This is a genomic window from Providencia sp. UF-224, from assembly GCF_058245955.1.
In genome coordinates this window covers 74,639-98,943 of record NZ_JBSICC010000014.1, presented here as the reverse complement: position 1 = coordinate 98,943, position 24,305 = coordinate 74,639, and the positions used below count along the sequence as shown (strand labels likewise).

The window sequence follows — 24,305 nt, the reverse complement described above, 5'->3', positions numbered from 1 at the left end:
AGTAATACAGGAATAAGGTTTAAGTCCGTTTAAACCTTAAAGTCCAATTAGTTATAATTGATTGTGAACGTTGCTGTTGAATTTGCTTGACCGACACCGACCGCATCAGACATCGCAATATAGCGCGCCGTAAAATCCAAATTGTTGACTGTATTTTGTTTTAATGCATAAGCACTAGACTCAGCAAACAGTGGAACGGTTGCACCGGTTACATCTTGAATTTGAATACCGACATTTTTAGCGGTTGTATTTGCCGTAGGGTCAGTTAGCTGGAGCACATTGTTGTCTCCTGCGTAGCTAATAGCATCAAACTTAACGGTTGCACTTGTGACTGTTTGTGGGCAATTTTCTAATTTAATGGTGAATTTAGTCGCGGCAGCTGTACTTCCTGTACTTGGTAAAGTTGTTTTTGACACTTTACCTAAGTTCACTGTAAATACATCTGAGCCTGTTGCCAGTTCACATGCTTGATCTGTGATTTCACCGGTAAATTCGATAGTACCGTCAGCGGCTAATACATTATTAATAGCAAAAATAGACGACGTCGCAATTAACGTTGCGATAATATTCTTTTTCATTTATGACTCTCCAATAAAGATATTTTATTTGATGTTATTGAGGGGGGTAAATATCGCCTTTCTCAATTGGTATGTATTTTGTCGTTTATTTTTATAATAAACAATATGCGAGTAATTTAGGTTTAATTATTTTGTTTTTAATATTTACGGGAGGTTTGTTTGGTATTCACATTATGGGTTGGGTGGTTTTTAACTAAGTTTCTCAAAGTTCAATTTTTATGTTTTTTATTGTTAAGGCTGTAATGAAAATAAATATTAAATATTTAAACTAATTTTAAATTGATATTTACATTTTATATTTCACGCATAATGTGTTCGTGGGGGATTTAATAATTACGCTGAGCTAAATAAGATGAGTGGTTTTGTTGAAAGGAATCATTAATGTATTGCATTAAATTGAATATCTTATTTCAATGTTCAATATAAGGAATGAAGTTGGAGCTGGATTATCTAAAATAGAGGGTGTTTATTTGTTCTAATATGAAACCTTAATATAACTCGGCCATAACTTTAATTTTTAACTAATAAAAAGGCGTAGAGTTTTCCTCTACGCCTTTTTAAATAATCACCAAAATCAAGTGAAGTGACTTAATTTTATTGTGGTTTATTCAATGCCGAGTTCTTTTAATTTACGGGTTAGGGTATTTCGCCCCCAGCCTAATAGGCGAGCCGCCTCTTGTTTATGCCCATCAGTATGTTTCAGTGCGCAGTTAAGCAGAGTGCGCTCTAATAGTGGGACTGTTTGTGTTAATAAATCGTCTTTACCTGCGGATAACGCATGATCAGCCCACTTTTCCAATAATTCAAACCATTGTACATCTGAGTTGGTTTGATGCACTGGCAAAGTGACGGGTTCATTGGCTGTCGGTTTGCTGACTTCCGTTTTTTGTATCGGGTGCTCTTCCAATAAATCATCGGGCAAATCTTGCGGTAAAATTTCTTGGCTTGCCGCCATGACAGTCAGCCAGCGGCAGACGTTTTCCAATTGACGTACATTTCCTGACCAATAATAGCGTTGCAGAATTTTTTCACTATCTGGGTGCAATACCTTGCTTTCTACCCCTAACTCTTTTGCGGTATTTTGTAAAAAATAGTGTGCGAGGCGTGGGATGTCTTCCGTGCGTTCCCGCAATGGGGGGAGTTGCACTCGAATTACGTTTAATCGGTGAAATAAATCCTCACGGAATAAACCTTCTTTGACCCGTTTTTCAAGATCTTGGTGGGTAGCGGCAATAATTCGTACATCCACTTTTACAGGGGTATAGCCACCAATACGGTAAAATTGCCCCTCAGCAAGCACGCGCAATAACCGTGTTTGTACATCAAGGGGCATATCGCCAATTTCATCTAAAAATAATGAGCCGCGGTTGGCTTGTTCAAAGCGCCCTTGGCGAACTTGGGTTGCCCCCGTGAACGCCCCTTTTTCATGGCCAAAAAGTTCTGATTCGATGAGATCTTTTGGAATAGCCGCCATGTTCAAGGCAATAAAGGGCTCGTTAACTCGTGGGCTATGTTGGTGCAAAGCGTGAGCAACGAGCTCTTTCCCTGTGCCTGATTCACCGTTAATCAGTACGCTAATTGATGAGCGAGATAAACGGCCGATAATGCGGTATACCTCCTGCATTGCAGGTGCTTCACCAATCATGGTGGATGAAACAATCGGCGCTTTTTGCTTTGTTTCGCGTCCCGTATGGTTCTGTTCACGGCTATGATTTAACGCTCGTTCAACCAATGCCACGGTTTCATCGATATCAAACGGTTTAGGTAAGTAATCAAAGGCACCTGACTGATAGGCATTTACGGCAGCATCGAGGTCTGAGTGAGCCGTCATAATGATGATCGGTAAAAGGGGGTGTGATTGCTTAATGGTATTGAGTAGCTCAATACCATTGGTTCCGGGCATGCGAATATCGGATAACAAAACATCAGGGAGGGCGTTTTCCAATGCAGCAAGTACCGCATCAGCACTGTCAAAACAGGTGCAGACAAATTCTGCATTGTTGAGTGCCCGCTCTAGAACCCAGCGAATGGAACTGTCGTCATCTACGACCCAAATTTTTCCCTGTGACATGGTTATCCCCTATTTTTTGATGGGTAGATAAATAGAAAACTCAGTGTGCCCCGGCCAACTGGTAAACTCGATTTTTCCTGCGTGTTGATCCACTAAACTTCGCGCAATTGACAGGCCAAGTCCTGTCCCATCAGGTCGTCCACTTACCATTGGGTAGAAAAGCGTATCTTGAATAGCCAATGGAATACCTGGGCCGTTATCTTCGATATCAATACGCGCAGCTAACCGATAACGCTCTCCTTGTAACATGACTTGAAATGCGGTACGTGTGCGTAGCGTGATATGACCACCCGTATCGGCGAGGGCTTGCAGCGCGTTACGGGTGACGTTCAACAATACTTGCTCAATTTGGTCGGGGTAATATTCTAAATCGGGCAAACTCGGGTCATAGTCACGAGTCAATGTGACGTTATCGGGTTTTTCGAGGGAAACCAAGCGAGTGACATTTTCCATTATATGGTGGATGCTTTGCTGGGTTTTGGGCCCCGGATATTGCGGTCCCAGTAATCTATCGACTAAAGCCCTTAAACGGTCAGCTTGTTCGATTATAACTTGAGTATATTCATTTAGTTGCGGGTCAGGTAGTGCCTTAGACAACAATTGCGCAGCGCCTCGTAAACCGCCTAATGGGTTTTTGATTTCATGGGCGAGTCCACGAATAAGTTCACGTGCAGCAAGCTGTTGTGCATTTTGCACCAACTCTTGGCTAAGGCGCCGCTGGCTATCGAGTTGTGATAACTCGACTAAAATAAATTGTTCTGAAAATGGCTGTGCGCTGAAGGACATCACATGGGAATGGTTGTTAAACACTAACGTGACTTCGTTTTCCGTAAAACTGTGGCCTTCTTTTAAGCTACTGAGCATCAATTCATCATTGAGCGAGCAATAGCTAAATAACAGTGGAAGAGGGGTTCCGTATAGTTTGCGCTGGCTTTGGGTTAGGATTTGCAATGCAGCATGATTGGCGTAATGGATAACCAAATCGTAATCCAAAATAAGCACGCTATTAATGAGGGAGTCGAGAATTTGTTCGGGTGCTGGCAAATGTTCGGTTTTCATGTAATGTTGCTCCTGCACTATTTTGGTGCATTATACCTGATAGACCAAACAACCGATATTTGATTTTGCCTCTTTGGTGCAGTAGAGAGAAAAGGCCCCATCAAAAGATGGGGCAAGTGCTTCACGGCAACAAAGACTATCAGTGGAACGGCGTGTTACACACTGTAGTACATTTCAAATTCGAGAGGGTGCGGTGCCATACGAACACGTTGGATGTCGGCACGAGTTAATTCAATATATGCATCGATAGCGTCATTCGTAAACACACCACCACGGGTTAAGAACTCGCGATTTTTATCCAGCTCAGCCAGCGCTTCGTCTAAAGAACCTGCTACAGTCGGGATTTCTTTCGCTTCTTCTGGTGGTAAGTCATACAAGTTTTTGTCCATTGCATCACCTGGGTGGATCTTATTGATGATGCCATCAAGACCCGCCATTAACTGCGCAGCAAACGCCAAGTATGGGTTAGCCGCTGGGTCTGGGAAGCGCACTTCAATACGACGTGCTTTGGTGCTTGCAACCACAGGGATACGGATAGATGCAGAGCGGTTACGCGCTGAGTAAGCCAGCATAACGGGTGCTTCAAAGCCCGGAACTAAACGTTTGTATGAGTTAGTTGTTGGGTTAGTAAATGCGTTCAGTGCACGTGCGTGTTTAATGATACCGCCGATGTAGTACAGCGCCATTTCAGATAAACCGCCGTATTTGTCGCCCGCAAACAGGTTCACGCCATCTTTTGATAAAGACATGTGGCAGTGCATACCTGAACCGTTATCACCCACTAATGGTTTCGGCATAAAGGTCGCTGTTTTGCCGTAGGCATGTGCAACGTTGTGAACGACATATTTATAAATCTGAGTTTCATCCGCTTTTTTGGTCATGGTATTAAAGCGGGTAGCGACTTCGTTTTGGCCTGCGGTTGCCACTTCATGGTGGTGAGCTTCAACAACTAAGCCCATCTCTTCCATTGTGGTACACATTGCAGAACGCAGGTCTTGTGATGAGTCAACCGGTGGCACTGGGAAGTAACCGCCTTTAACTGCTGGACGGTGGCCTTTATTGCCGCCTTCGTATTTTGTGCCTGTGTTCCATGCTGCTTCGATATCATCGATATGATAGTAGCTGCCGTGCATGTTGTTACCAAAACGAATATCGTCAAAAACGAAGAATTCAGGTTCTGGGCCAAATAACACGATGTCAGCGATACCACTTGAACGCAGGAAATCTTCCGCACGTTTGGAAATGGAACGAGGGTCTCTGTCGTAACCTTGCATAGTACCCGGCTCTAAAATATCGCAACGGATAATTAAGGTCACATCAGCAAAGAATGGGTCTAACATTGCGGTAGATGCATCAGGCATCAGTACCATGTCAGATTCGTTGATGCCTTTCCAGCCACCAATTGATGAACCGTCGAACATCTGGCCTTCTTCAAAGAAGTCTTCGTCAACTTGGTGAGCAGGGATAGTGATATGTTGCTCTTTACCTTTAGTGTCGGTAAAACGCAGATCAATAAATCTTACATTGTGCTCTTTAATTAACGATAAAACATGTTCAGCGGACATTCTCGGCTCTCCTGGTCGGGTCTAATCAACAAATTGCATCATATTTTGCGTTTGTTGGTTTGTCTGGCGTGGCGGCGGTGATGAATCACATTAATACACGTTGCTCGCTCACTATGAATACTATAAGCGAAAAGCGTGCCAACTTTTAAAAGAAGAGTAAATACTGATTGTTACGAAGGAATGTCAATCGATTGAGTTAAAAATAGGTGTGATTTGCACTGTTATGGTGCAATATTGTAATGGGCTGCATTATTTTGGTGCATCTAAGCCAGGGGATAGAGAAAAAAGGCCAGCTTTGTGCTTAATAATAAGCCCAAAGCTGAATTGGCAGACATTATTTAACGCGAGAGGAGATGTTATTCATCATCACTGTTGGTTAATAATGTATTTACTTCTTCAATTTGTTTCACAGCATCATTGATGATGGAAGCGATTTGGCGCGTTTGTTCTTCATTCAGTTGTTTCAGAACCATTTTATGGCGCAGCAGGGCTTTAAAACGGCTGACAGCCATTTCGATGTCTTCTGCTAAATTACTGCCTTGCTGCATATCACGTGCTTTTGCCAGCTTGCGAGCAATTACCGCTTCCGTTTCTTTATTCTGCGCTAAGTGCGTAGCGCCTTCCGGCGTAATCGTAAAACTTTTGCGATTGCGCTCAACAATTTGAGACTCTAAAAAGCCTTGTTCTTCCAACAGTGTTAGTGTTGGATAAATAACACCCGGACTTGGGATATAGAGGCCGTTTGAGGCTTCTTGAATGTCTTTAATAATTTCATAGCCATAGCTCGGTTTTTTCGCAACTAATGAAAGCACCATAATGTGAAGATCGCCGTGGTCGAATAAACGACGCAGGCCTTTGCCTCTACCACGACCTTTTTGGCGTTCATTGCCGTGTCCATGACGGCCTTCACCGTGGCAGCGTTCGCCGTGCCCGTGTCCATGACGGCCTTCACCGTGGCAGCGTTCGCCGTGCCCGTGCCCATGACGGCCTTCGCCGTGGCAACACTCGCTGTGCCCGTGCCCATGACGGCCTTTGCCATGGCAACGTTCGCCGTGCCCGTGCCCATGACGGTCATCACCGTAATAATGGTCATCGTGGCTGCGGCGTTCGCCTCCGTGGCAACATTCATCATGGCCATGACGACGTTCATTGTGACCGTGACGACTTTCGCCATGGCAACAGCCATCGTGGTGACCGCGCTGATTTTCGTCATGGCGTGCATAATATACATGACGACAAGATTTAATTAGCATATAGTTACTCCTTAGTTTGTAACTTTAGATATATCGAATTTATTTTATGGCTCTACTATATTTAGATATATCTAATCAGTCAATTTAGATATATCTAAATAACATAAAAAGACATTAAAAATGGCGGTTAAGAAAGAAAGTCTATTTTTTGTTCTTTTTTTGGGCTGCTAATATTAAGTTTTTAGCGTATTATTCTGTCACTTCGTGGTTTCGCAGAGATGATGCTCATTATTTTATGAGGGAATCTGGCACTGTTACGCAACTGAATGTTTTTTCGTTAAAAACTTTTTATACAGTGATGGGTTTCACATTTATTCCACTTGTGCGGAAAAACGTGTAAAATAACAGCAAATTAACGTAGAAAGTATGTTTGGGTAATTAGAATACCGCAAAAAACATATTCCTTTCCTGTCAATTAAACGGTAAAAATCCTTGTCAATTCAAAACTTAAGAAACATCGCCATCATCGCTCACGTTGACCATGGCAAGACAACACTGGTTGGTAAATTATTGCAACAGTCAGGTACGTTCGGCGAACGTGAAACTGTCGATGAGCGTGTTATGGACTCCAACGACTTGGAGAAAGAGCGCGGTATTACCATTCTTGCTAAAAATACGGCAATCCAATGGAATGGTTATCACATCAATATCGTAGACACCCCAGGCCACGCCGATTTCGGTGGTGAGGTTGAGCGCGTAATGTCTATGGTTGACTGCGTTCTGCTGGTTGTTGATGCGATGGATGGCCCAATGCCACAAACACGTTTCGTAACGCAAAAAGCGTTCGACCACGGTTTACGTCCAATTGTTGTTATTAATAAAGTTGACCGCCCAGGCGCACGTCCTGATTGGGTTGTTGACCAAGTATTCGACTTATTCGTGAACTTAGGTGCAACGGATGAGCAACTCGATTTCCCTATCGTTTACGCATCTGCATTAAACGGTATCGCAGGTCTTGACCACACTGAAATGGCTGAAGATATGACTCCGCTGTACGAAGCTATCGTAGAGCACGTCGCGCCACCAGCCGTTGATGTCGATGGTCCTTTCCAAATGCAAGTTTCGCAGTTGGATTACAACAGCTACTTAGGCGTTATCGGTATCGGCCGTATTAAACGCGGTGTAGTTAAACCTAACCAACAAGTGACTGTTATCGATAGCGAAGGTAAAACTCGCAACGGTAAAATCGGTAAAGTATTAACGCACTTAGGTTTAGAGCGTATCGATTCACAACAAGCTGAAGCGGGCGATATCGTTGCACTGACAGGTTTGGGTGAACTGAACATTTCTGACACTATCTGCCAGGTGGGTAGCGTTGAAGCATTGCCTGCGTTAGCAGTTGATGAGCCAACAGTTAGCATGTTCTATTGTGTTAACACCTCACCATTCTGCGGTAAAGAAGGTAAATTCGTGACTTCACGTCAAATCCTTGACCGCCTGAATAAAGAACTGGTTCACAACGTTGCATTGCGTGTTGAAGAAACTCAAGACCCAGACGCATTCCGTGTATCAGGTCGTGGTGAGCTGCACTTATCTGTTCTGATCGAAAACATGCGTCGTGAAGGCTTCGAGCTGGCTGTATCTCGTCCAAAAGTTATCATTCGTGAAATCGATGGTCGTAAACAAGAGCCGTTCGAACAAGTGACTTTAGACGTTGAAGAACAAAACCAAGGTGATGTGATGAAAGCGTTAGGTGAGCGTAAAGGCGACCTGCGTGACATGATGCCAGACGGTAAAGGCCGTGTGCGTCTTGACTACATCATCCCAAGCCGTGGTCTGATTGGCTTCCGTACTGAGTTCATGACAATGACTTCAGGTACTGGCTTACTGTACTCAACATTCAGCCATTACGACGATGTTCGCCCAGGCGAAATCGGTGGTCGTCAAAACGGTGTTCTGATCTCTAACGGTCAAGGTAAAGCAGTTGCTTACGCACTGTACAGCCTGCAAGATCGCGGTAAACTGTTCTTAGGTCACGGTGCTGAAGTGTATGAAGGCCAAATCATCGGTATTCACTCACGTTCTAACGACTTAACCGTTAACTGCTTAACCGGTAAAAAACTGACTAACATGCGTGCGTCAGGTACCGATGAAGCAACAACACTGTCACCACCAATTAAAATGACTCTGGAACAAGCGCTTGAGTTTATTGATGATGACGAATTAGTTGAAGTGACTCCGCAGTCTATCCGTCTGCGTAAACGTCACCTGACTGAGAACGATCGCCGTCGTGCAAGCCGTTCTAAAGATGACTAATTTTAGATAAATTAGACAGTGAAAAGGCGCCTATAAGGCGCCTTTTTTTATGGATTGAGCTGCGGGTAAACCCCCGGCCCGATAGGTAAGCCTGCAAAGTACCAACCGACCAGTAATAGCATCCAAACAATAAAGAATACAATTGGATACGGCAATATTAAGGTATAGTAGGTCCCTAGCTGAGCATTTTTATAGTAGCGTTGTAAAAAGCCTAAAAAGAGCGGAAGGAACGGTGACATCGGCGCAAGGGGTAAAACAGCAGAGTCAGCGATACGGAACACAATCTGTGCGAAAGCAGGGTGAAAGCCAAGTAGCACAAACATCGGCACAAATATTGGTGCCAGTATTGACCAAATGGCAGAGCCACTGGCGATAAACATACACAGGAAAGCAGATAAAAACATTAACCCGATAAATGCAGGCACACCCGTCATTCCCAAGTTTTCGAGCAAGTCAGTTAAACCAATCGCCATGAATTTCCCCATATTGCTCCAGTTAAAGAATGCAACGAACTGAGAAAGCGGGAAAACCATCACAATGAAACCTGCCATGCTCTTCATTGGGTCGACTAATAAGTCTGGAATATCATTTGGCTTTTTGATTTGTTTGGTTGATACACCATAGGTAATGGAAACGACGAAAAAGAAAATAATAATGACAGGAACAATACCCTTGATAAATGGCGAAGGGATCACGGTATCTGTCACTGGATCACGCAGTGGTGCGCCTTCTGGGGCAACCATGAGCGCAACTAAACCGATAAAGATTAACGCAGACAAGCCACTCATCAATAACCCACGGTTTTGAATTGGCGTCAATTCTTCGAGTCGGTCATGTGACGTGCCTTCCCACACGGGTAAGCGGGGCTCTATAAATTTGTCTGTCAGTAGCGCACCTGCAATGGTTAATACAATCACTGATGTGGCCATAAAATACCAGTTATCGATCACGCTGACATGTAGATTCGGGTCAATCATCATTGCCGCTTCTGTACTGATCCCTGATAACAGGACATCGGTGGTGACAATCAATAAGTTTGCGGTAAAACCCGAGGCGACCCCAGCAATTGCAGCTAATAGACCAGCTACAGGGTGACGACCTACTGCGATAAAAATCAAGGCTCCCAGTGGAGGCATGACAACTAACGCTGCATCTGAAGAAATATGGCTGAAAAAGGCGATAAACAACACCATATAACTGGCATAGCGTTTATTAATACCTGATGCCATTTTGTACATCAATGCTTGGAGTAAACCGACTTTTTCAGCTAAGCCAGCCCCAATAACTAATGCGAGAATGGCGCCGAGAGGGGCAAAGCTACTAAAGTTTTTAACGATATTAGGTAAAATCCATTGCAACCCTTCCACGCTTAATAAGTTTTTGACGCTGACCATTTCGTCATTGGCGGGGTTTTTGACGGATAAATCAAACCAAGATAATACTGCCGTTGCAATCATCAGCACGGCGATTAAATAAACGAACAAAATGAACGGGTTTGGGATTTTGTTTCCCACGCGTTCTATCCAGCGAAAAATTGCCCCGGGGCTTTTGTGCACAGTTGTTGAGTCGCTCATAGGGTTTCCTTGTGTCTATCTTCATTGTTATTGTTATGACTTATGGGCGGGTAAACCCCGCCAGTATTAAGGAACTGCTTATTTTAATTTTGAAGGCTTAATATCTTTGGGAATAGGGCACTGATAAGGGGTAACTTGTCTTTGTTGCGTAAATTCAGCTTTTGCTTGTGCTAATAAATCGGGTTTTAAGAACAACTCAAGGGCGCTGGAGGCCATGATTTTACCCGCAAGCAGCATCCCTTTATGGGCAATAGAGGTGCGCCCTTGTGCCACTAATTGCCATGTATGCAGTGCGGTACCAAAGGCAAAACAGGGACTAAAGCATTGCACGGTAGGGGCAACCCAACTGACATCACCCACATCGGTTGAGCCGTACATCAACTCTTTGGACTCAACGTAAGGTAGCACTTCATCCGTGAGCACTTTATTGCCCTGCCTTTCACACCAACGTTTACCTTCTTCTCCGCCACTGCGGGCAGCATTGAGCTTGGCATTACGTAAATCATCTTTCGTCAATGTATTGTGAATTTGCTCAGCAAATTGACGTTCTTTATCGGTATATTCAGGGATGCCAAATTCAGTAATGTGGTTAAACATGGCGTGTTCTAGCGTCCGATTAGGCACGTAGTTTGAGCATGCTTTATCAAAACGCACTTCTAGCTGCGTTCCCGTCATCAGGGCAGCCCCTTGCGCAATATTAATCACACGCTGGTAAATATCTTGTGCTTCATCTAGTTGTGGAGCGCGGACAAGGTAGAGGGCTTCTGCATCAGCTTGTACGACATTTGGGGATGCGCCTCCTGTGTTGGTGACGGCATAGTGTATCCGAGCTTCTTGAATAATGTGCTCGCGTAAAAACTGCACGCCAACATTCATCAATGTGACGGCATCAAGGGCGCTTCTGCCAAGGTGTGGGGAGTTTGCTGCGTGGGAAGCAATGCCTTTAAAGCGAAAAGCGGTTTGAATGTTAGCAAGGGATTGTACATTAAAGACGCCACTAAATGACTCTGGGTGCCATGTAATGGCGGCATCAATATCATCAAACAAACCTTCTCTGACCATGAATGTTTTACCTGAACCGCCTTCTTCCCCTGGACAGCCGTAAAACCGTACCGTACCGGATAAATTATTGTCGTTCAGCCAAGCTTTGACGGCAAAAGCGGCCGATAATGCGGCGGTTCCGAGTAAGTTATGACCACATCCGTGACCATTACCGTTTTCTACTAAGGGGTTTGGTTCGCTGCAAGCCGCGTGTTGGCTTAACCCTGCGAGTGCGTCATATTCACCCAGTAATGCAATGACAGGTGAACCCGAGCCATAGCTGGCGATAAACGCGGTTTCAATATCACCCACCCCTCTTTCAACGTTGAAGCCCTCTTGCTCTAGCGCATCAGCAAGTAAATTAGCAGAATAGGTTTCTTCAAAGCGGGTTTCAGGGTGATCCCAAATATTGTCGCTCAGCGCGGTAAACTGGGCGCGGTGATTTTCAATATAATCACCAATAAATGATGTGAATTGTTTATCCATTTTTAGCTCCGAATTCAGGGAGATGCAGGGCAATGGTTGACAGTGTTTTTACTGCCGTTGTCATCACGTCTTCATCAAAATCAAAGCGCTCGTTGTGGTGACCTGCGCTAAGGTGTGTGCCAAAAATCATGTAAGTGGCTTGGCCTCCACGCGCTTTTACGCGTTCCATAAAATAGGTCGCATCTTCCGAGCCTGCAGCTTGTGGGCGGTTTTTGACGATAGAGGTTAACTCAGGAAGGTGGTTTTTTGTTAAATCACAAATAAAATCAACCCATTGCGTGCTAGGGTGGCTGCTTTGTGCCGCACCCATCAGTTTGATATCAAAGGCGACATCTTGCATTTTTGCAGCACCTTCAATGATATTCATCGCTTTTTCATAGACAAACTCGTTGATTTCATTGGTTTCTCCGCGTGTTTCAACTTTTAGCAGTGCCGTATCGGGAATGACATTGCGGCCGATACCAGCTTGCAATACGCCGACATTAATTCGTGAGCTTCCTTCACTGTGACGTGGGATACCGTATAGGCCTAAGGTTGCATGAGCTGCGGCAATTAACGCATTTTTGCCATCTTCAGGTTTTGCACCTGAATGTGCTGCAACACCTTGATAGGTCACATCAAACTTTGTGGTCGCTAAAAAGTTTTTACTGCCACAGACGACTTCGCCTTTTGGCACACCTGTACCGATATGGATAGCCACAAAGAAATCGACATCATCAACCACACCGGCTTCCATCATGGATTTAGCACCACGAGTGCCTTCTTCAGCAGGTTGAAAGATAACTTTGATGCGGCCAGACAGCTTCGCTTCATATTGCTTGAGAATACGGGCAAGGCCAAGGCCAATGGCGGTGTGCCCATCGTGGCCGCACGCGTGCATCATGTGTGGGTTACAGGACGCAAAACCTTCATTATGTGGACGGTGTTGGCACGAATGTTCTTCATTTAAATCAAGGGCATCCATATCGACACGAAAGGCCAGTGTTGGGCCTGGACGACCAGTATCAAGTGTGGCAACGATACCCGTGAATCCCCCTGAAAAGTGGGGTAGCCATTGAGTTAAAGCGCCTTGTTCAATCGCTCTTTTTTCTTGTTCTGCTAATTTTTCTTCAGAGGGAAGCCCCATTCGCGCATCTGCTTTAACAACTTCTTTGCCTAATTGCAGTTGGTAGCCAAGCTGATGCAGTTCTTCGGTAACCAGCGTTGCTGTACGAAATTCAAACCAACCTGATTCTGCATATTGATGAAAATCACGCCGCCATGCTTGTAATTGTTGTGCCATCTGCTGGATGGTGCTATTTAAGTCAGTATTCATTTTGTATCTCTTTTAGTTATCACAAGAAAAGTCAGTACAGGGATGTTGAAATAGGGGTGTGCATAGGAACTAAAATTAAAATTCGTTTAGTCTTAAAAAATAGTATATTAATTTGCGTTATTTATTTTAATTTATAAAAAATTGTTTAATTTACTAAATGTTAATTTTTTGTTTCTCTATTTCCTGACTGTACACAATCAAATTAGAGTGAAAAAGATACAATTATCTTTGGCTATATAACTAAAAGTTATCGGGGTATTGATATGGCACCACCCATAAAATTAAATCAGCTCAGGGCATTCGTCGAAATTAGCCGCCATGGCAGTATTCGAGCTGCCAGCCGTTTTTTACAACTTTCTCAACCAGCATTGACGAAATCTATTCGTGAATTAGAGAGCAGCTTGGGGGCTAAACTGTTTATTCGCAGTAACCAAGGGATTTATTTAACGGAATGCGGCGAGGGCTTTTTACGTCGTGCGAGCTTAATACTTGAAGAATTACGTGTCGGGCAAGAAGAGATTTCACAGCGTATCGGGTTGATTGGTGGAACGGTGAATATCGGTGTTGCAGGCAGTATTGCTCGTTCATTAATGCCAAAAGTGGTGACTCAATTTCATCGCGACTATCCCAATATCAAATTACGTATTATGGAGGGGCAATTATTGACGATGCTAACGCAATTGAGACAGGGAGAACTGGACTTCACGATTAACACTTATTACCCCGGTAGCTTGGATGCAGAGTTTAATTTTGAGCGGCTAATGCAAAAAGAGTACAAAGTGATCATGCGCAAAGATCACCCCTTACGACATGCGAAATCGCTCACTGAGCTAGTGGACTGCGATTGGACGATGCCAACCCCAAAAGGCACATATTACAAGCAGCTCGCCGATGTGTTCTCCATGATGGAGCGGCCCATGGATTTCAGTGTGACCTGTGAAACCTTAATTGGTTGCTTAAGTTTAGTCGCACAAAGTGATTTTTTGACCATTGTGTCGATAGACACGGTGGATGAACCCCTCTTTGAGCAGCGGTATATCGCATTGGATTTAATCGAAAAATTACCGTATGCCACATTTGCCCTCGTGCAGCGTCGGGACGCAACGTTGACCCCAGCTGGGGAGCATTTAGCTCGGTTATTCCGTATTTATTGCCGTAGTAATGAATCTGCATAAACGTGGTAAATAGTTCCGTCATGGTATTTGCAGTGAAAATAGTTAGGTTGGCCGCGATTTTCTGGTTTAAGTGCTCAATCGATAAATTGACAAAATAACGTGAATTATCACCAATTAGGGCTGTTCAGTTGGACGAATAATGATTAAAGTAAATTTAGTGAATAACAAAGAGGAAAATTTATGCTGTATATCTTCGATATGGGTAATGTGATTATTGATATCGACTTTAATCGTGTGTTTGATAAATGGTCTGAACTGAGCGGGACGCCAAGTGAAGAAATCAAATCACGGTTTACTTTTGGCAATATCTTTCAATTACATGAGTGTGGGAAAATTTCAGATATAGAGTTTGCAGAGCTGCTTTGTGAAGAAATGGGGATCACGCTGAGCTTTGAAGATTTCGCTGAAGGCTGGCACGCTATTTTTATTTCGTTAAGACCGGAAGTGATTGATATTATGGAGCGCCTGCGTGAGCAAGGCCACCGTGTTGTCGTCTTATCGAATACCAATCGCCTACATTTAGACTACTGGCCAGAACACTACCCAGAAATTGCAGCATCCTCCGATTTTCTCTATTTATCCCAAGATTTAGGTATGCGTAAGCCGGACCCTGAAATCTTCAAATATGTTCTGCAATCTGAAGAGTTTGACGCGGCAGATGCGGTTTTCTTCGATGATGTAGAGGAAAATGTCAAGGCAGCGCAAGCCCTAGGTATCCGTGCTGTTCATGTTGTGGATAAAGATACCGTTCCTGAATATTTCCGTACTTACGATTTTAGTGCTGAAGTTGAATAACATTTGATATTGATGATGGAGCAACGGTTAACGTTGCTCCATCTTTTTGTGCAGAGTAATCATGATTGCATTAATCCAGAGAGTCACTCACGCGAGTGTTGTTGTTGATGAACAAACGGTTGGGCAAATAGACTCCGGTTTATTGGTTCTGCTTGGCGTCGAAAAAGACGATGACGAGCAAAAAGCAAAACGCTTATGTGAAAAGGTACTGGGCTACCGTATTTTTAGTGATGAACAAGGGAAGATGAACCTGAATGTTCAGCAAGCAGGGGGCAGTTTACTGGTTGTTTCACAATTCACGTTAGCGGCGGACACCAAAAAAGGCATGAGACCCAGTTTTTCTGGGGGAGCAGAGCCTGAAAAAGCCGACAAGTTGTACCAATATTTTGTGGAACAAAGCCGTCAGCAGGGTGTCATGACCCAAACAGGGCAATTTGCTGCGGATATGCAAGTGAGCTTAACCAATGACGGCCCTGTGACCTTCTGGCTGCAAGTGTGATTCCATTTTTAAAGGGGGAGCCGATGTACCATTTACGTACACCGAAAGATGAAATTGAATTTGCGACTTACTACCACTTTCGTTGGGAAATGTTGCGAAAACCCTTCAACCAACCCCTTGGTTCTGAAAAAGACGGTTATGATTTAACGGCTCATCACCAAATGGTGGTGGATGATAAAAACCGTATTTTGGCGATTGGCCGTTTATATATTAATGCTGATAACGAAGGTGCAATTCGCTTCCTCGCCGTAAACCCTGTCATGCAAGGCAAAGGGCTGGGTAAGCTGATTATTATGGCGCTGGAGTCTGTTGCTCGGCAAGAAGGCGTAAAACGTATTGTTTCCAGTGTACGCGAAGAAGCCGTTCCTTTCTTTAACAAAATGGGGTTTGAAAATAGGGGACAAGTTGCAGGGCAGCTTAAAACACCTGTTCGCCACTATTTGATGATCAAGCCGATTGAAACCCTAGACCAAATTCTGCATCGCCCTGATTGGTGTGGTGAATTACAGCAAGCGTGGCATAAATACATTCCGTTAAGTGAAAAAATGGGTGCTCGCATCGAGCAATATACAGGCACCCGTTTTATTACGACGATGCCAGAAGCGGGTAATCAAAACCCTCATGAAACCATTTTTGCAGGTAGCCAATTTTCACTCGCTACATTAACTGGCTGGGGGCTGATTTGGCTGTTAATGCAAGAGCATCAACTTGGTGGCGACATTGTGTTAGTGGATGCCAACATCCGCTATGGTAAACCCGTTAGTGGTAGGCCAACAGCGATTGCAGATTTAGCGAATATGAGTGGTGACCTCGATCGCTTAGCGCGGGGCAGTAAAGCACGCGTAAAACTGAAAGTTGAAGTGAGCAACCCAGACAACCAAGTTGGTGCAGTATTCAGTGGGGTGTATATGGTGTTGCCAGTCGAAAAAACAAAGTAGAACATATTATTGTCGGTTGAATAATATGAAGAGGCAGGTCATGTGACCTGCCTTTTACTTGTTCACTATTGTGTTATTAAAGCTGGAACTTGTGGTGTTGCATCTTGTGGCACTGGCGTTGTTTCCATATTTGGTATGCCTTCTTGTGTTTCCACCGAAGAAGTTACAACCCCTTTTACTACCGTGCGATATAAGCGCTTACCTTGAAGTGGCATCGCCATCAGTTCGCCATTTAAACTTTTGGCGACGGAAGGTGCAAGAAAATCGCCCTGTAGTGTTGCATCAAAATCCCCGACAACTTGTGCTGGGAAACCTGACCATCCCCATTGGTTTAAATCGATTAAATCAATGTTAGTCCCAGAGGCCCGCAATAAAAATGGCACTTTTTTCGGTTCTTGTTTCACCAATACGCCAATTTTACTGATCCCTCTGTCAGTACTGACTGTCAAACTCGCTGCTGCAGAAGATTTCCCGCTTTGACGTACTTCTAAGAATGGGCGGCGAACTAAAACTTGGTTAATTGTGCCGCTATCGGCATTGAATGTCGCTTTACCGCTCCAAACTCCCCACTGTTTTTGCTTAATGAGGTCAACATCTTCAATATTGGCGCTTAATGCTGTGAATTCGAACGGGAACTCTGGCTGGATATTCATTAATAAAGATTGAGTGACAGTAAATTTTTTGATGGATAAGCCAGACAGCCAAGATGGCGCGGGCTCAGCAAAAAAGGTCAGCCATGTTTCTGGCAAGGTATATAAAATGCCACCTAATTTACCTTCATTAATGGTAAGAAGTTGGTCATTACGTTGCCAAGCACCACTTAAATTAAATACGCCTTTGTTGTAGTAGCCTGATAATTTATTGATGTTGAGTTTGTCTCCATCAATATTTAGGTCACCAATTAGTGTACTAAGTTGCTGATCTTTGATGACCAACTGGTCAACGTTAAAGCTGATTTTACTTTTAGGGCCTGTCCAACTGCCTCTGACCAAACTGAGTTGATCGATTTGTGCACTCAGCCCTGAAAGCGCCCAGTCTTTTCCTTGAATATCAATATTGGTTAATTCAAGATTTTTGATTTGAATGGTTCTATCGCTATTAATCGCATCAAATAATGTATCGAAATCAACATTGTTTTCCCAGCCAACCTTATTCATTGCCAAGGAATCAATGGTTATTGCCCCATCAGTAAACACTTTTCCTTCACCCACAATATAACCGTTATTCAGGTAGGCACTTGCTTTGCTGATTTCAGTGACTTGCTCTTGCAATTTTCCAGTCAGCGCGACATTTTTAAATGGTAATTCATTAATTTTTAACTGGTTAGCGGTAAACCGAAAATCACCATAGCCAAACGGGTGATTAACTGTTGGTTTCCATGGCGTGATCCCACCAGTAAAGCCCGTGGCGGAAATGGTTTCATCACCTTGTTTAAGGGTTAATTGGCTATTTTCAAATTGCAGAATACTCGCCGAAATAGGCAGTGGTGTTGATTCAGGGGATACGGTGGTGGAAAGCTCACCTTGTGTGATGACGAAGCGGTGAATTGCTGTGCCGCTGAAGATATTGCGCCAATTCACATCAACCACGATTTGGCGTGCATCTAAGGACAAATCTTTGTTTTGTGACGCTAATTTAACATCTTGGAAGATGAATTCCCCGGGATTGGAAAATTCATGGCCCATAATCCCTACATGGATATCGTAGTCAGTAAATTTGCTAAGGAATTGGCTCGAATAGGAAGCGCCCCAGCGCGTTTGTAATCCTATGTAGGCGGCGATAAACAATAGCAGCAGTAGCAAGAATGCGTAGGTAACAAATTTAATTAACCATTTCACAGCTAACTGCTCCTCAAATTTGCGGGGGAATGCGTTTAATATCGCGACAATTTAAGGATAGCATACAGAAGAACCGCCAGAATATTCAACTCTAGCGGTTTAGATAAAAGATTATTTTTCGAGTGGGAAAACTAAATTCAGCACAATTGCCGTTAATCCGCCTGCGGCAATACCAGAAGAGAATAAGGTTTTCAGCCAATCAGGGGCAAATTGCAGAATTAACGGCTGTTGTGAAACGCCCATGCCAACGGCAAGGGACAGCGCGATAATCATAATCGCTCGGCGGTTGAGTGGCTCACGGGAAACAATACGCACGCCAGATGCTGCAATGGTACCAAACATCACAATAGTTGCACCGCCAAGAACAGGCTCAGGGATTTGCTGTACAAAACCCGCAACAGCAGGGAATAGCCCCAGCAAAACAAGCATTAATGCGACGATATAACCCACATAGCGGCTAGCCACACCCGTTAACTGAATAACCCCGTTGTTCTGACCAAAACAGGAATTAGGGAAAGTATTAAATACGGCAGAAACCATTGAGTTTAAGCCATTTGCTAATACACCACCCTTAATGCGTTTCATATAAAGTGGGCCGCGGACAGGTTGCTCTGAAACGTCAGAGGTTGCGGTGATATCACCAATGGTTTCCAAAGAGGTCACCATAAAGATTAAAATCAGTGGGACTAACAGGTTCCAGTCAAATAACAGCCCGTAATAAAAAGGCTCCGGAACAGTAATAAAGGATTGGTTTGGCTCAGTCGGCTGCGCATTTGGCAACATATCCATCCACCACGCTGCAAGGTAGCCCACAGCCATTGCAATCACCAAAGAGGCAACGCGCAAATACGGATTTTTTTGGCGATTGAGTAAAATAATGACCGCAAGAACGATGCCCGCCAAAATTAAATAGTCGGGGGAACCGAAGGTGTTATCACTAATTGCGCTATAGCCACCGCCAATGGAGGTTAGCCCGACTTGGATCAGCGATAACCCAATAATCATCACGACCACACCAGACACCAGCGGGGTAATGACGCGACGTGCTAAATGCAAGAAGCGAGATAAAATGACTTCAGTGAGTGCAGCGACTAATAATGTACCAAATAGTGCTGCCATCATGGATGGAATATCCGCCCCGCCTTGCTTGAGTGCAACACCGCCCATGATTAAAGGTGCAACAAAGTTGAAACTGGTTCCTTGAATAGATAACAACCCTGAACCAATCGGCCCCCATGCTCTGATTTGAATTAAAGAGGCAACACCAGAGGCAAATAAAGACATGCTAATAATGCGTTGGGTATCGTGTGCAGGCAAGCCGAGGGCTTGGCAAATCAGCATGGCGGGGGTGATAACAGCAACAAACATCGCGAGGAGATGCTGCCCAGCCGCAAACAGGGCTTGGGGAAGCGGTGGCCTGTCTTCTAATTTATAGATGAGCTCGCTCTGGGTATTTATGGTTGATTCTGTATTTTGTTTTTCAGACGTTGCTGTATTCATTGCCTTCATTTCCCACCAACAAAAAACGCATTGTAAAGCGATCAAATTAAAAAGCAATCGTTTGCGCAAAATAAATATTGTAAATAGTTAAACTAAGTTCATCACATTTTTATATCTTTTAACTTGTATTTATAACAGTTTTTTTTTCTAATCTGTTCACCTGTTTTTGGCGTTTTAAGGAAGATATTAACGTCTTACTAATATTTTATAATTTTAACAACAGACGAGGTACGTAAATGTATCATCTTGATGTCTACGGGACTTTGGTAGCAGCAACACTAGTACTATTGCTTGGGCGGAAACTCGTTAAAACCGTTCCTTTTTTAGAAAAATATACAATTCCAGAGCCTGTTGCAGGCGGATTGTTAGTTGCTTTTAGTCTACTTTTGCTGAAGCAAATGTTTGACTGGAGCTTATCTTTCGACTTATCACTGCAAGAACCGATGATGTTGGCTTTCTTTGCCACCATTGGTTTAAATGCCAACCTAGCGAGTTTGAAAGCAGGTGGTAAAGCCCTGTTTATCTTTATTTTTGTGGTTGTCGGCTTATTACTTGTTCAGAATACAGTGGGGATCGCCCTCGCTAAATTGCTGGGACTAGACCCATTAATGGGGTTACTTGCTGGTTCAATCACGCTGTCTGGTGGTCATGGTACAGGCGCAGCATGGGGAAAAATTTTCTCCGAGAGCTATGGTTTTAAAAGTGCAACCGAAGTTGCAATGGCCTGTGCAACATTTGGATTGGTCTTAGGTGGGTTGATTGGTGGCCCTGTTGCACGTTTCCTAACGCGAAATATCCCTACGCCAGGTACCTTAGAAGACGATAAAGACGTACCCACCGCGTTTGAAAAGCCACAGTCAGGTCGTATGATAAGCTCAATGGTGCTCATTGAAACTATCGCTTTAATCGCAATTTGTTTACTGGTCGGTAGCTACCTTTCGGGTTTATTAGCGGAAACAGTTTTCGCTTTACCAAAATTTGTGTGTGTTCTTTTTGTTGGTGTGATCCTCAGTAATGGCTTATCCATACTGGGTTTTTATCGGGTATTTGACCGTGCAGTTTCCGTATTAGGTAACGTCAGTTTATCGCTGTTTTTAGCCATGGCATTAATGAGCTTAAAATTATGGGAATTAGCATCATTAGCAATTCCAATGATTGTCATTCTTGCGGTACAAGCGTGCGTAATGGCAGGATATGCGATTTTTGTCACCTTCCGAGTGATGGGTAAAAACTACGATGCTGCTATTTTAGCGGCGGGGCATTGTGGTTTTGGTTTAGGTGCGACACCAACGGCGATTGCCAACATGCAAGCCGTAACGGATAGATTGGGACCATCTCACTTAGCATTCTTAGTTGTGCCAATGGTTGGTGCATTCTTTATTGATATCGTGAATGCTATTGTCATCAAATTGTATTTAATGTTACCCGTTTTCCCGACGATTGCGGGATAATTTATATTCTAATCATTGATAGTAAAACAGGTATTGCCGTGAATAAGTTCACGGCAATTTTCGTTTAAAGAGATGTATTCAGCAGTTTGATTATTTGCTTAAGCATGCCCATATTGTTCGCGCTCAGGTAGCCAACGTTCAATAATTTGTTGTGCATTTTCAGGGTATTGCTGTTGAATATGGCGGGCGATCCGTTGCACTTCTGGCAACATATATTGATCACGAAGTAAGTCTGCCACTTTAAATTCCGCATTACCTGTTTGCCTTGTGCCTAATAACTCCCCCGGCCCACGAATTTCTAAGTCCTTCTGGGCGATGACGAACCCATCATTGCTATCACGTAACACTTGTAGGCGCTGTTTTGCAGTATGTGTGAGAGGTGTTTTGTACAACAGTACGCAGTGAGAAGCAATCGCGCCACGACCTACGCGGCCTCTTAACTGGTGAAGTTGAGCAAGGCCTAAACGTTCAGGGTTATCGATAATCATTAGACTGGCATTCGGGACATCAACCCCAACCTCAATCACGGTTGTTGCGACAAGTAGCTGAATTTCATTATTTTTGAATGCCGCCATAATGCTTTGCTTTTCCGCAGGCTTCATTCGCCCGTGGACTAAACCCACTTTAAGTTCAGGGAGTGCAAGCGCCAATTCTTCACTGGTTACCTGAGCCGCTTGCGCTTCTAATAGCTCGGAATCTTCGATAAGCGTACATACCCAATAGGCTTGGCGACCTTCATCAATACAGGCTTGGCGTACACGTTCGATAATATCATTACGTCGTGTATCCGGGATGGCAACGGTCGTTACGGGCGTTCGTCCCGGCGGGAGTTCATCAATCACCGAAGTATCTAAGTCCGCATAGGCTGTCATCGCCAATGTACGTGGGATTGGCGTAGCGGTCATAATGAGTTGATGAGGGTGGAACCCTTGTTGTTCACCTTTTTCACGCAGAGCGAGGCGCTGGTGAACACCAAAACGGTGTTGTTCATCAATGATAACCAGCCCAAGAGCATTAAACTTCACTTGCTCCTGAAAAATGGCATGTGTACCAACCACCATCGAAACGTCGCCGTTTGCAATAGCTTCTTGCTGTTGTTCCCGTGCTTTGCCCTTTTGTTTGCCTGCAAGCCAGCCGACTTTGATGCCTAATGGCTCGAGCCATTGTTTGAAGGTGTTAGCATGTTGTTCCGCTAAAATTTCAGTCGGTGCCATTAAGGCGACTTGTTTACCATTCTCGATAGCACAGACTGCGGCTAGTGCAGCGACAAGGGTTTTCCCCGATCCCACATCCCCTTGGATTAGGCGCATCATTGGTGCATCTTTCGCAAGATCAGCTTCAATTTCCCCCACCACACGGTTCTGTGCATTGGTCGGTGAGAAAGGCAGCTGTGCGAGTAACTGTGCTTTTAGTTTACCGCTAGAGGTGAGCCGCTGTGCATACAAACGTTCGTTACCTGCTCGGATCGCCAACATGCTTAAGTGGTGAGCTAATAATTCTTCAAGTACCAAACGTTTCTGCGCGGGGTGATGGCCTTTTTCTAGCTCACTGAGTGCCACATTCGGTGGTGGATTATGAAGAAGCCGTATTGCATCAGGCAGGCTTATCATGCCACGACTCAGCTCTTCAGGAAGTAACTCTTTAATCTTTCCGTTATCAAGCATGGTCAGAGCTTGATCCATGATTTTACGTAACGTGGCTTGGCGAACGCCTTCAGTTGTAGGGTAAACTGGCGTAAGGTTTTCTTGTAATGCGATGTTGCCCGTATCTTGGGAGACTTTATATTCAGGGTGAATAATTTCAGGGCCTGTATTACCTCTGCGAATTTCACCATAGGCGGTAACTTGCCGGCCTTCTGCTAAGTTGTTTTTCATCGCAGCAGAGAAATTAAAAAAGCGCAATGTTAAGTTGCCAGTGCCATCAGTTATGAGGCAGGTCATCATGCGCTTTCGGCCAAAAACCACTTTTGTTTGGAGTACTTCACCAGTAATGGTGGCAGTTGTTCCAGGTAGAAGGTCTTTGATTTGGTACAAACGGGTATGGTCTTCGTAGCGCAGAGGAAAATGAAGAAGTAGGTCTTGAACGGTGTTCAAACCGATTTTACGCATTTTTTCTGACTGGCTAGCACCAATTCCATGTAGAGAAGTCAGTGAAATGGTATCAAGTAACCCATTATTCATGTTCTTTCCTTTTCCTTAACCAAATTGTTGTCTTTTCATTTTTTCAGTTAGTTGCATTTGTACCCACCAATCCTCAGTGGCTTCAATTTGCCCTTGTTCATTGATATGCGGGCGCGGTAAACCTTTGCGTTTAGCCACTTCGGCGAGCACGGGGTAACCCCCTTCAAACAGCCACTCTTGCTGTTCTTGTTCAGATAAAACGCTATGTTCGCGATCATACATTCCCGCTAACTGCCGTTGTCTTTGCGCTTCATAGAGTATTAAGGCAGAGGCGACGGAAACATTCAATGATTGAACCATGCCTGCCATGGGAATGATAATGTGCTTATCTGCCAGTGCGAGCGCTTTTTGTGAAATGCCTTTTTTCTCTTGCCCCATCATAATACACGTTGGGCGGGTGTAATCAATTTCACGAAAATCAACGGCATGTTCGGACAAGTTTGTCGCTAATACCTGCATGTTTTGCGATTTTATTTGTGAAATAGCCTCTTCAGTTGACTGATGAGAGATAACTTTTACCCAACTGTTACTGCCAGCGGCGGAAGAGACGGATAACTTGACGTGTTGATCTGGCCAAATAGCATGGATCTGGTGAATCCCCACAGCATCAGCACTGCGGACTATCGCAGAAACATTATGGGGTTTATGGATTTCTTCAAGGCAAATTGTGAGGTCTGGCTGCCGCATCGCCATCATTTGGCAAATGCGGCGATAGCGGCGTTCATTCATAT

General features: G+C 44.1%; 18 protein-coding genes. 6 read left to right on the top strand and 12 right to left on the bottom strand.

Annotation, left to right across the window (positions count from 1 at the left end; genetic code table 11):
- Window positions 1-47 precede the first annotated feature (47 nt).
- The 5 genes from AC4IFO_RS14480 to AC4IFO_RS14460 form a co-directional block, all read right to left on the bottom strand.
- On the bottom strand, window positions 48-578 hold the full coding sequence (locus tag AC4IFO_RS14480) for a fimbrial protein (protein WP_490735364.1): 531 nt from the start codon (window positions 576-578) through the stop codon (window positions 48-50).
- Between the two features lie 604 nt (window positions 579-1,182).
- The gene (glnG, locus tag AC4IFO_RS14475; RefSeq protein WP_490735362.1) at window positions 1,183-2,649 is read right to left on the bottom strand and encodes a nitrogen regulation protein NR(I); all 1,467 of its coding nucleotides are present in this window, start codon (window positions 2,647-2,649) and stop codon (window positions 1,183-1,185) included.
- 9 nt (window positions 2,650-2,658) lie between these two features.
- Complete coding sequence (glnL, locus tag AC4IFO_RS14470; protein ID WP_490735360.1) at window positions 2,659-3,708, bottom strand: nitrogen regulation protein NR(II); 1,050 nt, start codon at window positions 3,706-3,708, stop codon at window positions 2,659-2,661.
- Window positions 3,709-3,863: 155 nt separating this feature from the next.
- The gene (gene glnA, locus AC4IFO_RS14465; protein WP_219245394.1) at window positions 3,864-5,273 is read right to left on the bottom strand and encodes a glutamate--ammonia ligase; all 1,410 of its coding nucleotides are present in this window, start codon (window positions 5,271-5,273) and stop codon (window positions 3,864-3,866) included.
- Window positions 5,274-5,629: 356 nt separating this feature from the next.
- On the bottom strand, window positions 5,630-6,526 hold the full coding sequence (locus AC4IFO_RS14460) for a PadR family transcriptional regulator (protein WP_490735358.1): 897 nt from the start codon (window positions 6,524-6,526) through the stop codon (window positions 5,630-5,632).
- A gap of 432 nt (window positions 6,527-6,958) precedes the next feature.
- Here AC4IFO_RS14460 and typA point away from each other — a divergent pair, with 432 nt between their 5' ends.
- On the top strand, window positions 6,959-8,782 hold the full coding sequence (gene typA, locus AC4IFO_RS14455) for a ribosome-dependent GTPase TypA (RefSeq protein WP_490735356.1): 1,824 nt from the start codon (window positions 6,959-6,961) through the stop codon (window positions 8,780-8,782).
- A 47-nt stretch (window positions 8,783-8,829) separates the two neighbouring features.
- Here typA and abgT read toward each other — a convergent pair whose 3' ends face one another.
- The 3 genes from abgT to AC4IFO_RS14440 all read right to left on the bottom strand — a co-directional run bounded on the left by abgT (window position 8,830) and on the right by AC4IFO_RS14440 (window position 13,198).
- Complete coding sequence (gene abgT, locus AC4IFO_RS14450) at window positions 8,830-10,356, bottom strand: p-aminobenzoyl-glutamate transporter (RefSeq protein ID WP_225820126.1); 1,527 nt, start codon at window positions 10,354-10,356, stop codon at window positions 8,830-8,832.
- Window positions 10,357-10,434: 78 nt separating this feature from the next.
- Window positions 10,435-11,883, bottom strand: coding sequence for a M20 family metallopeptidase (locus AC4IFO_RS14445; protein WP_490735353.1), 1,449 nt, complete (start codon window positions 11,881-11,883; stop codon window positions 10,435-10,437).
- Window positions 11,876-13,198 (bottom strand): M20 family metallo-hydrolase, encoded by a 1,323-nt coding sequence (locus tag AC4IFO_RS14440; RefSeq protein WP_490735351.1) that lies wholly within the window; start codon window positions 13,196-13,198, stop codon window positions 11,876-11,878. Before AC4IFO_RS14440 ends, AC4IFO_RS14445 begins: the two co-directional genes overlap by 8 nt.
- Before the next feature lie 263 nt (window positions 13,199-13,461).
- Between AC4IFO_RS14440 and AC4IFO_RS14435 the strand changes: the two genes are divergently transcribed.
- From AC4IFO_RS14435 to fabY, 4 genes are all read left to right on the top strand, one after another.
- A complete protein-coding gene (locus AC4IFO_RS14435) occupies window positions 13,462-14,373 on the top strand; it encodes a LysR family transcriptional regulator (protein ID WP_490735349.1) in 912 nt (303 codons plus the stop codon).
- Window positions 14,374-14,553: 180 nt separating this feature from the next.
- On the top strand, window positions 14,554-15,168 hold the full coding sequence (yihX, locus tag AC4IFO_RS14430; RefSeq protein WP_490735347.1) for a glucose-1-phosphatase: 615 nt from the start codon (window positions 14,554-14,556) through the stop codon (window positions 15,166-15,168).
- A gap of 61 nt (window positions 15,169-15,229) precedes the next feature.
- Entirely contained in the window at window positions 15,230-15,667 is a 438-nt protein-coding gene (dtd, locus tag AC4IFO_RS14425) for a D-aminoacyl-tRNA deacylase (RefSeq protein ID WP_490735346.1), read from the top strand.
- 23 nt (window positions 15,668-15,690) lie between these two features.
- The gene (gene fabY, locus AC4IFO_RS14420; protein WP_490735344.1) at window positions 15,691-16,605 is read left to right on the top strand and encodes a fatty acid biosynthesis protein FabY; all 915 of its coding nucleotides are present in this window, start codon (window positions 15,691-15,693) and stop codon (window positions 16,603-16,605) included.
- Between the two features lie 65 nt (window positions 16,606-16,670).
- Here fabY and AC4IFO_RS14415 read toward each other — a convergent pair whose 3' ends face one another.
- Together AC4IFO_RS14415 and AC4IFO_RS14410 are read right to left on the bottom strand one after the other, a co-directional pair.
- Window positions 16,671-18,443, bottom strand: a complete 1,773-nt coding sequence (locus AC4IFO_RS14415) for an AsmA family protein (protein WP_490735342.1) — start codon at window positions 18,441-18,443, stop codon at window positions 16,671-16,673.
- Between the two features lie 111 nt (window positions 18,444-18,554).
- Window positions 18,555-19,943, bottom strand: a complete 1,389-nt coding sequence (locus tag AC4IFO_RS14410; protein WP_490735340.1) for a uracil-xanthine permease family protein — start codon at window positions 19,941-19,943, stop codon at window positions 18,555-18,557.
- 236 nt (window positions 19,944-20,179) lie between these two features.
- Here AC4IFO_RS14410 and gltS point away from each other — a divergent pair, with 236 nt between their 5' ends.
- Window positions 20,180-21,394 (top strand): sodium/glutamate symporter, encoded by a 1,215-nt coding sequence (gene gltS, locus AC4IFO_RS14405; RefSeq protein ID WP_206084875.1) that lies wholly within the window; start codon window positions 20,180-20,182, stop codon window positions 21,392-21,394.
- A gap of 98 nt (window positions 21,395-21,492) precedes the next feature.
- Here the strand turns inward: gltS and recG are convergent, their stop codons facing one another.
- A complete protein-coding gene (gene recG / locus AC4IFO_RS14400) occupies window positions 21,493-23,574 on the bottom strand; it encodes an ATP-dependent DNA helicase RecG (protein ID WP_490735337.1) in 2,082 nt (693 codons plus the stop codon).
- Window positions 23,575-23,589: 15 nt separating this feature from the next.
- A complete protein-coding gene (gene trmH / locus AC4IFO_RS14395; RefSeq protein ID WP_490735335.1) occupies window positions 23,590-24,303 on the bottom strand; it encodes a tRNA (guanosine(18)-2'-O)-methyltransferase TrmH in 714 nt (237 codons plus the stop codon).
- Between the last annotated feature and the right edge of the window lie 2 nt (window positions 24,304-24,305).

What these genes read in the sequence shown, in the direction of transcription:
- yihX (WP_490735347.1), top strand. Translation starts at nt 14,554, where the DNA reads ATGCTGTATATCTTCGATATGGGTAATGTGATTATTGATATCGACTTT.
- glnG (WP_490735362.1), bottom strand. Translation starts at nt 2,649, where the DNA reads ATGTCACAGGGAAAAATTTGGGTCGTAGATGACGACAGTTCCATTCGC.
- glnL (WP_490735360.1), bottom strand. Translation starts at nt 3,708, where the DNA reads ATGAAAACCGAACATTTGCCAGCACCCGAACAAATTCTCGACTCCCTC.
- recG (WP_490735337.1), bottom strand. Translation starts at nt 23,574, where the DNA reads ATGAATAATGGGTTACTTGATACCATTTCACTGACTTCTCTACATGGA.
- fabY (WP_490735344.1), top strand. Translation starts at nt 15,691, where the DNA reads ATGTACCATTTACGTACACCGAAAGATGAAATTGAATTTGCGACTTAC.
- dtd (WP_490735346.1), top strand. Translation starts at nt 15,230, where the DNA reads ATGATTGCATTAATCCAGAGAGTCACTCACGCGAGTGTTGTTGTTGAT.
- AC4IFO_RS14480 (WP_490735364.1), bottom strand. Translation starts at nt 578, where the DNA reads ATGAAAAAGAATATTATCGCAACGTTAATTGCGACGTCGTCTATTTTT.
- AC4IFO_RS14440 (WP_490735351.1), bottom strand. Translation starts at nt 13,198, where the DNA reads ATGAATACTGACTTAAATAGCACCATCCAGCAGATGGCACAACAATTA.
- trmH (WP_490735335.1), bottom strand. Translation starts at nt 24,303, where the DNA reads ATGAATGAACGCCGCTATCGCCGCATTTGCCAAATGATGGCGATGCGG.
- AC4IFO_RS14460 (WP_490735358.1), bottom strand. Translation starts at nt 6,526, where the DNA reads ATGCTAATTAAATCTTGTCGTCATGTATATTATGCACGCCATGACGAA.
- AC4IFO_RS14445 (WP_490735353.1), bottom strand. Translation starts at nt 11,883, where the DNA reads ATGGATAAACAATTCACATCATTTATTGGTGATTATATTGAAAATCAC.
- abgT (WP_225820126.1), bottom strand. Translation starts at nt 10,356, where the DNA reads ATGAGCGACTCAACAACTGTGCACAAAAGCCCCGGGGCAATTTTTCGC.
- gltS (WP_206084875.1), top strand. Translation starts at nt 20,180, where the DNA reads ATGTATCATCTTGATGTCTACGGGACTTTGGTAGCAGCAACACTAGTA.
- AC4IFO_RS14435 (WP_490735349.1), top strand. Translation starts at nt 13,462, where the DNA reads ATGGCACCACCCATAAAATTAAATCAGCTCAGGGCATTCGTCGAAATT.
- AC4IFO_RS14410 (WP_490735340.1), bottom strand. Translation starts at nt 19,943, where the DNA reads ATGAATACAGCAACGTCTGAAAAACAAAATACAGAATCAACCATAAAT.
- glnA (WP_219245394.1), bottom strand. Translation starts at nt 5,273, where the DNA reads ATGTCCGCTGAACATGTTTTATCGTTAATTAAAGAGCACAATGTAAGA.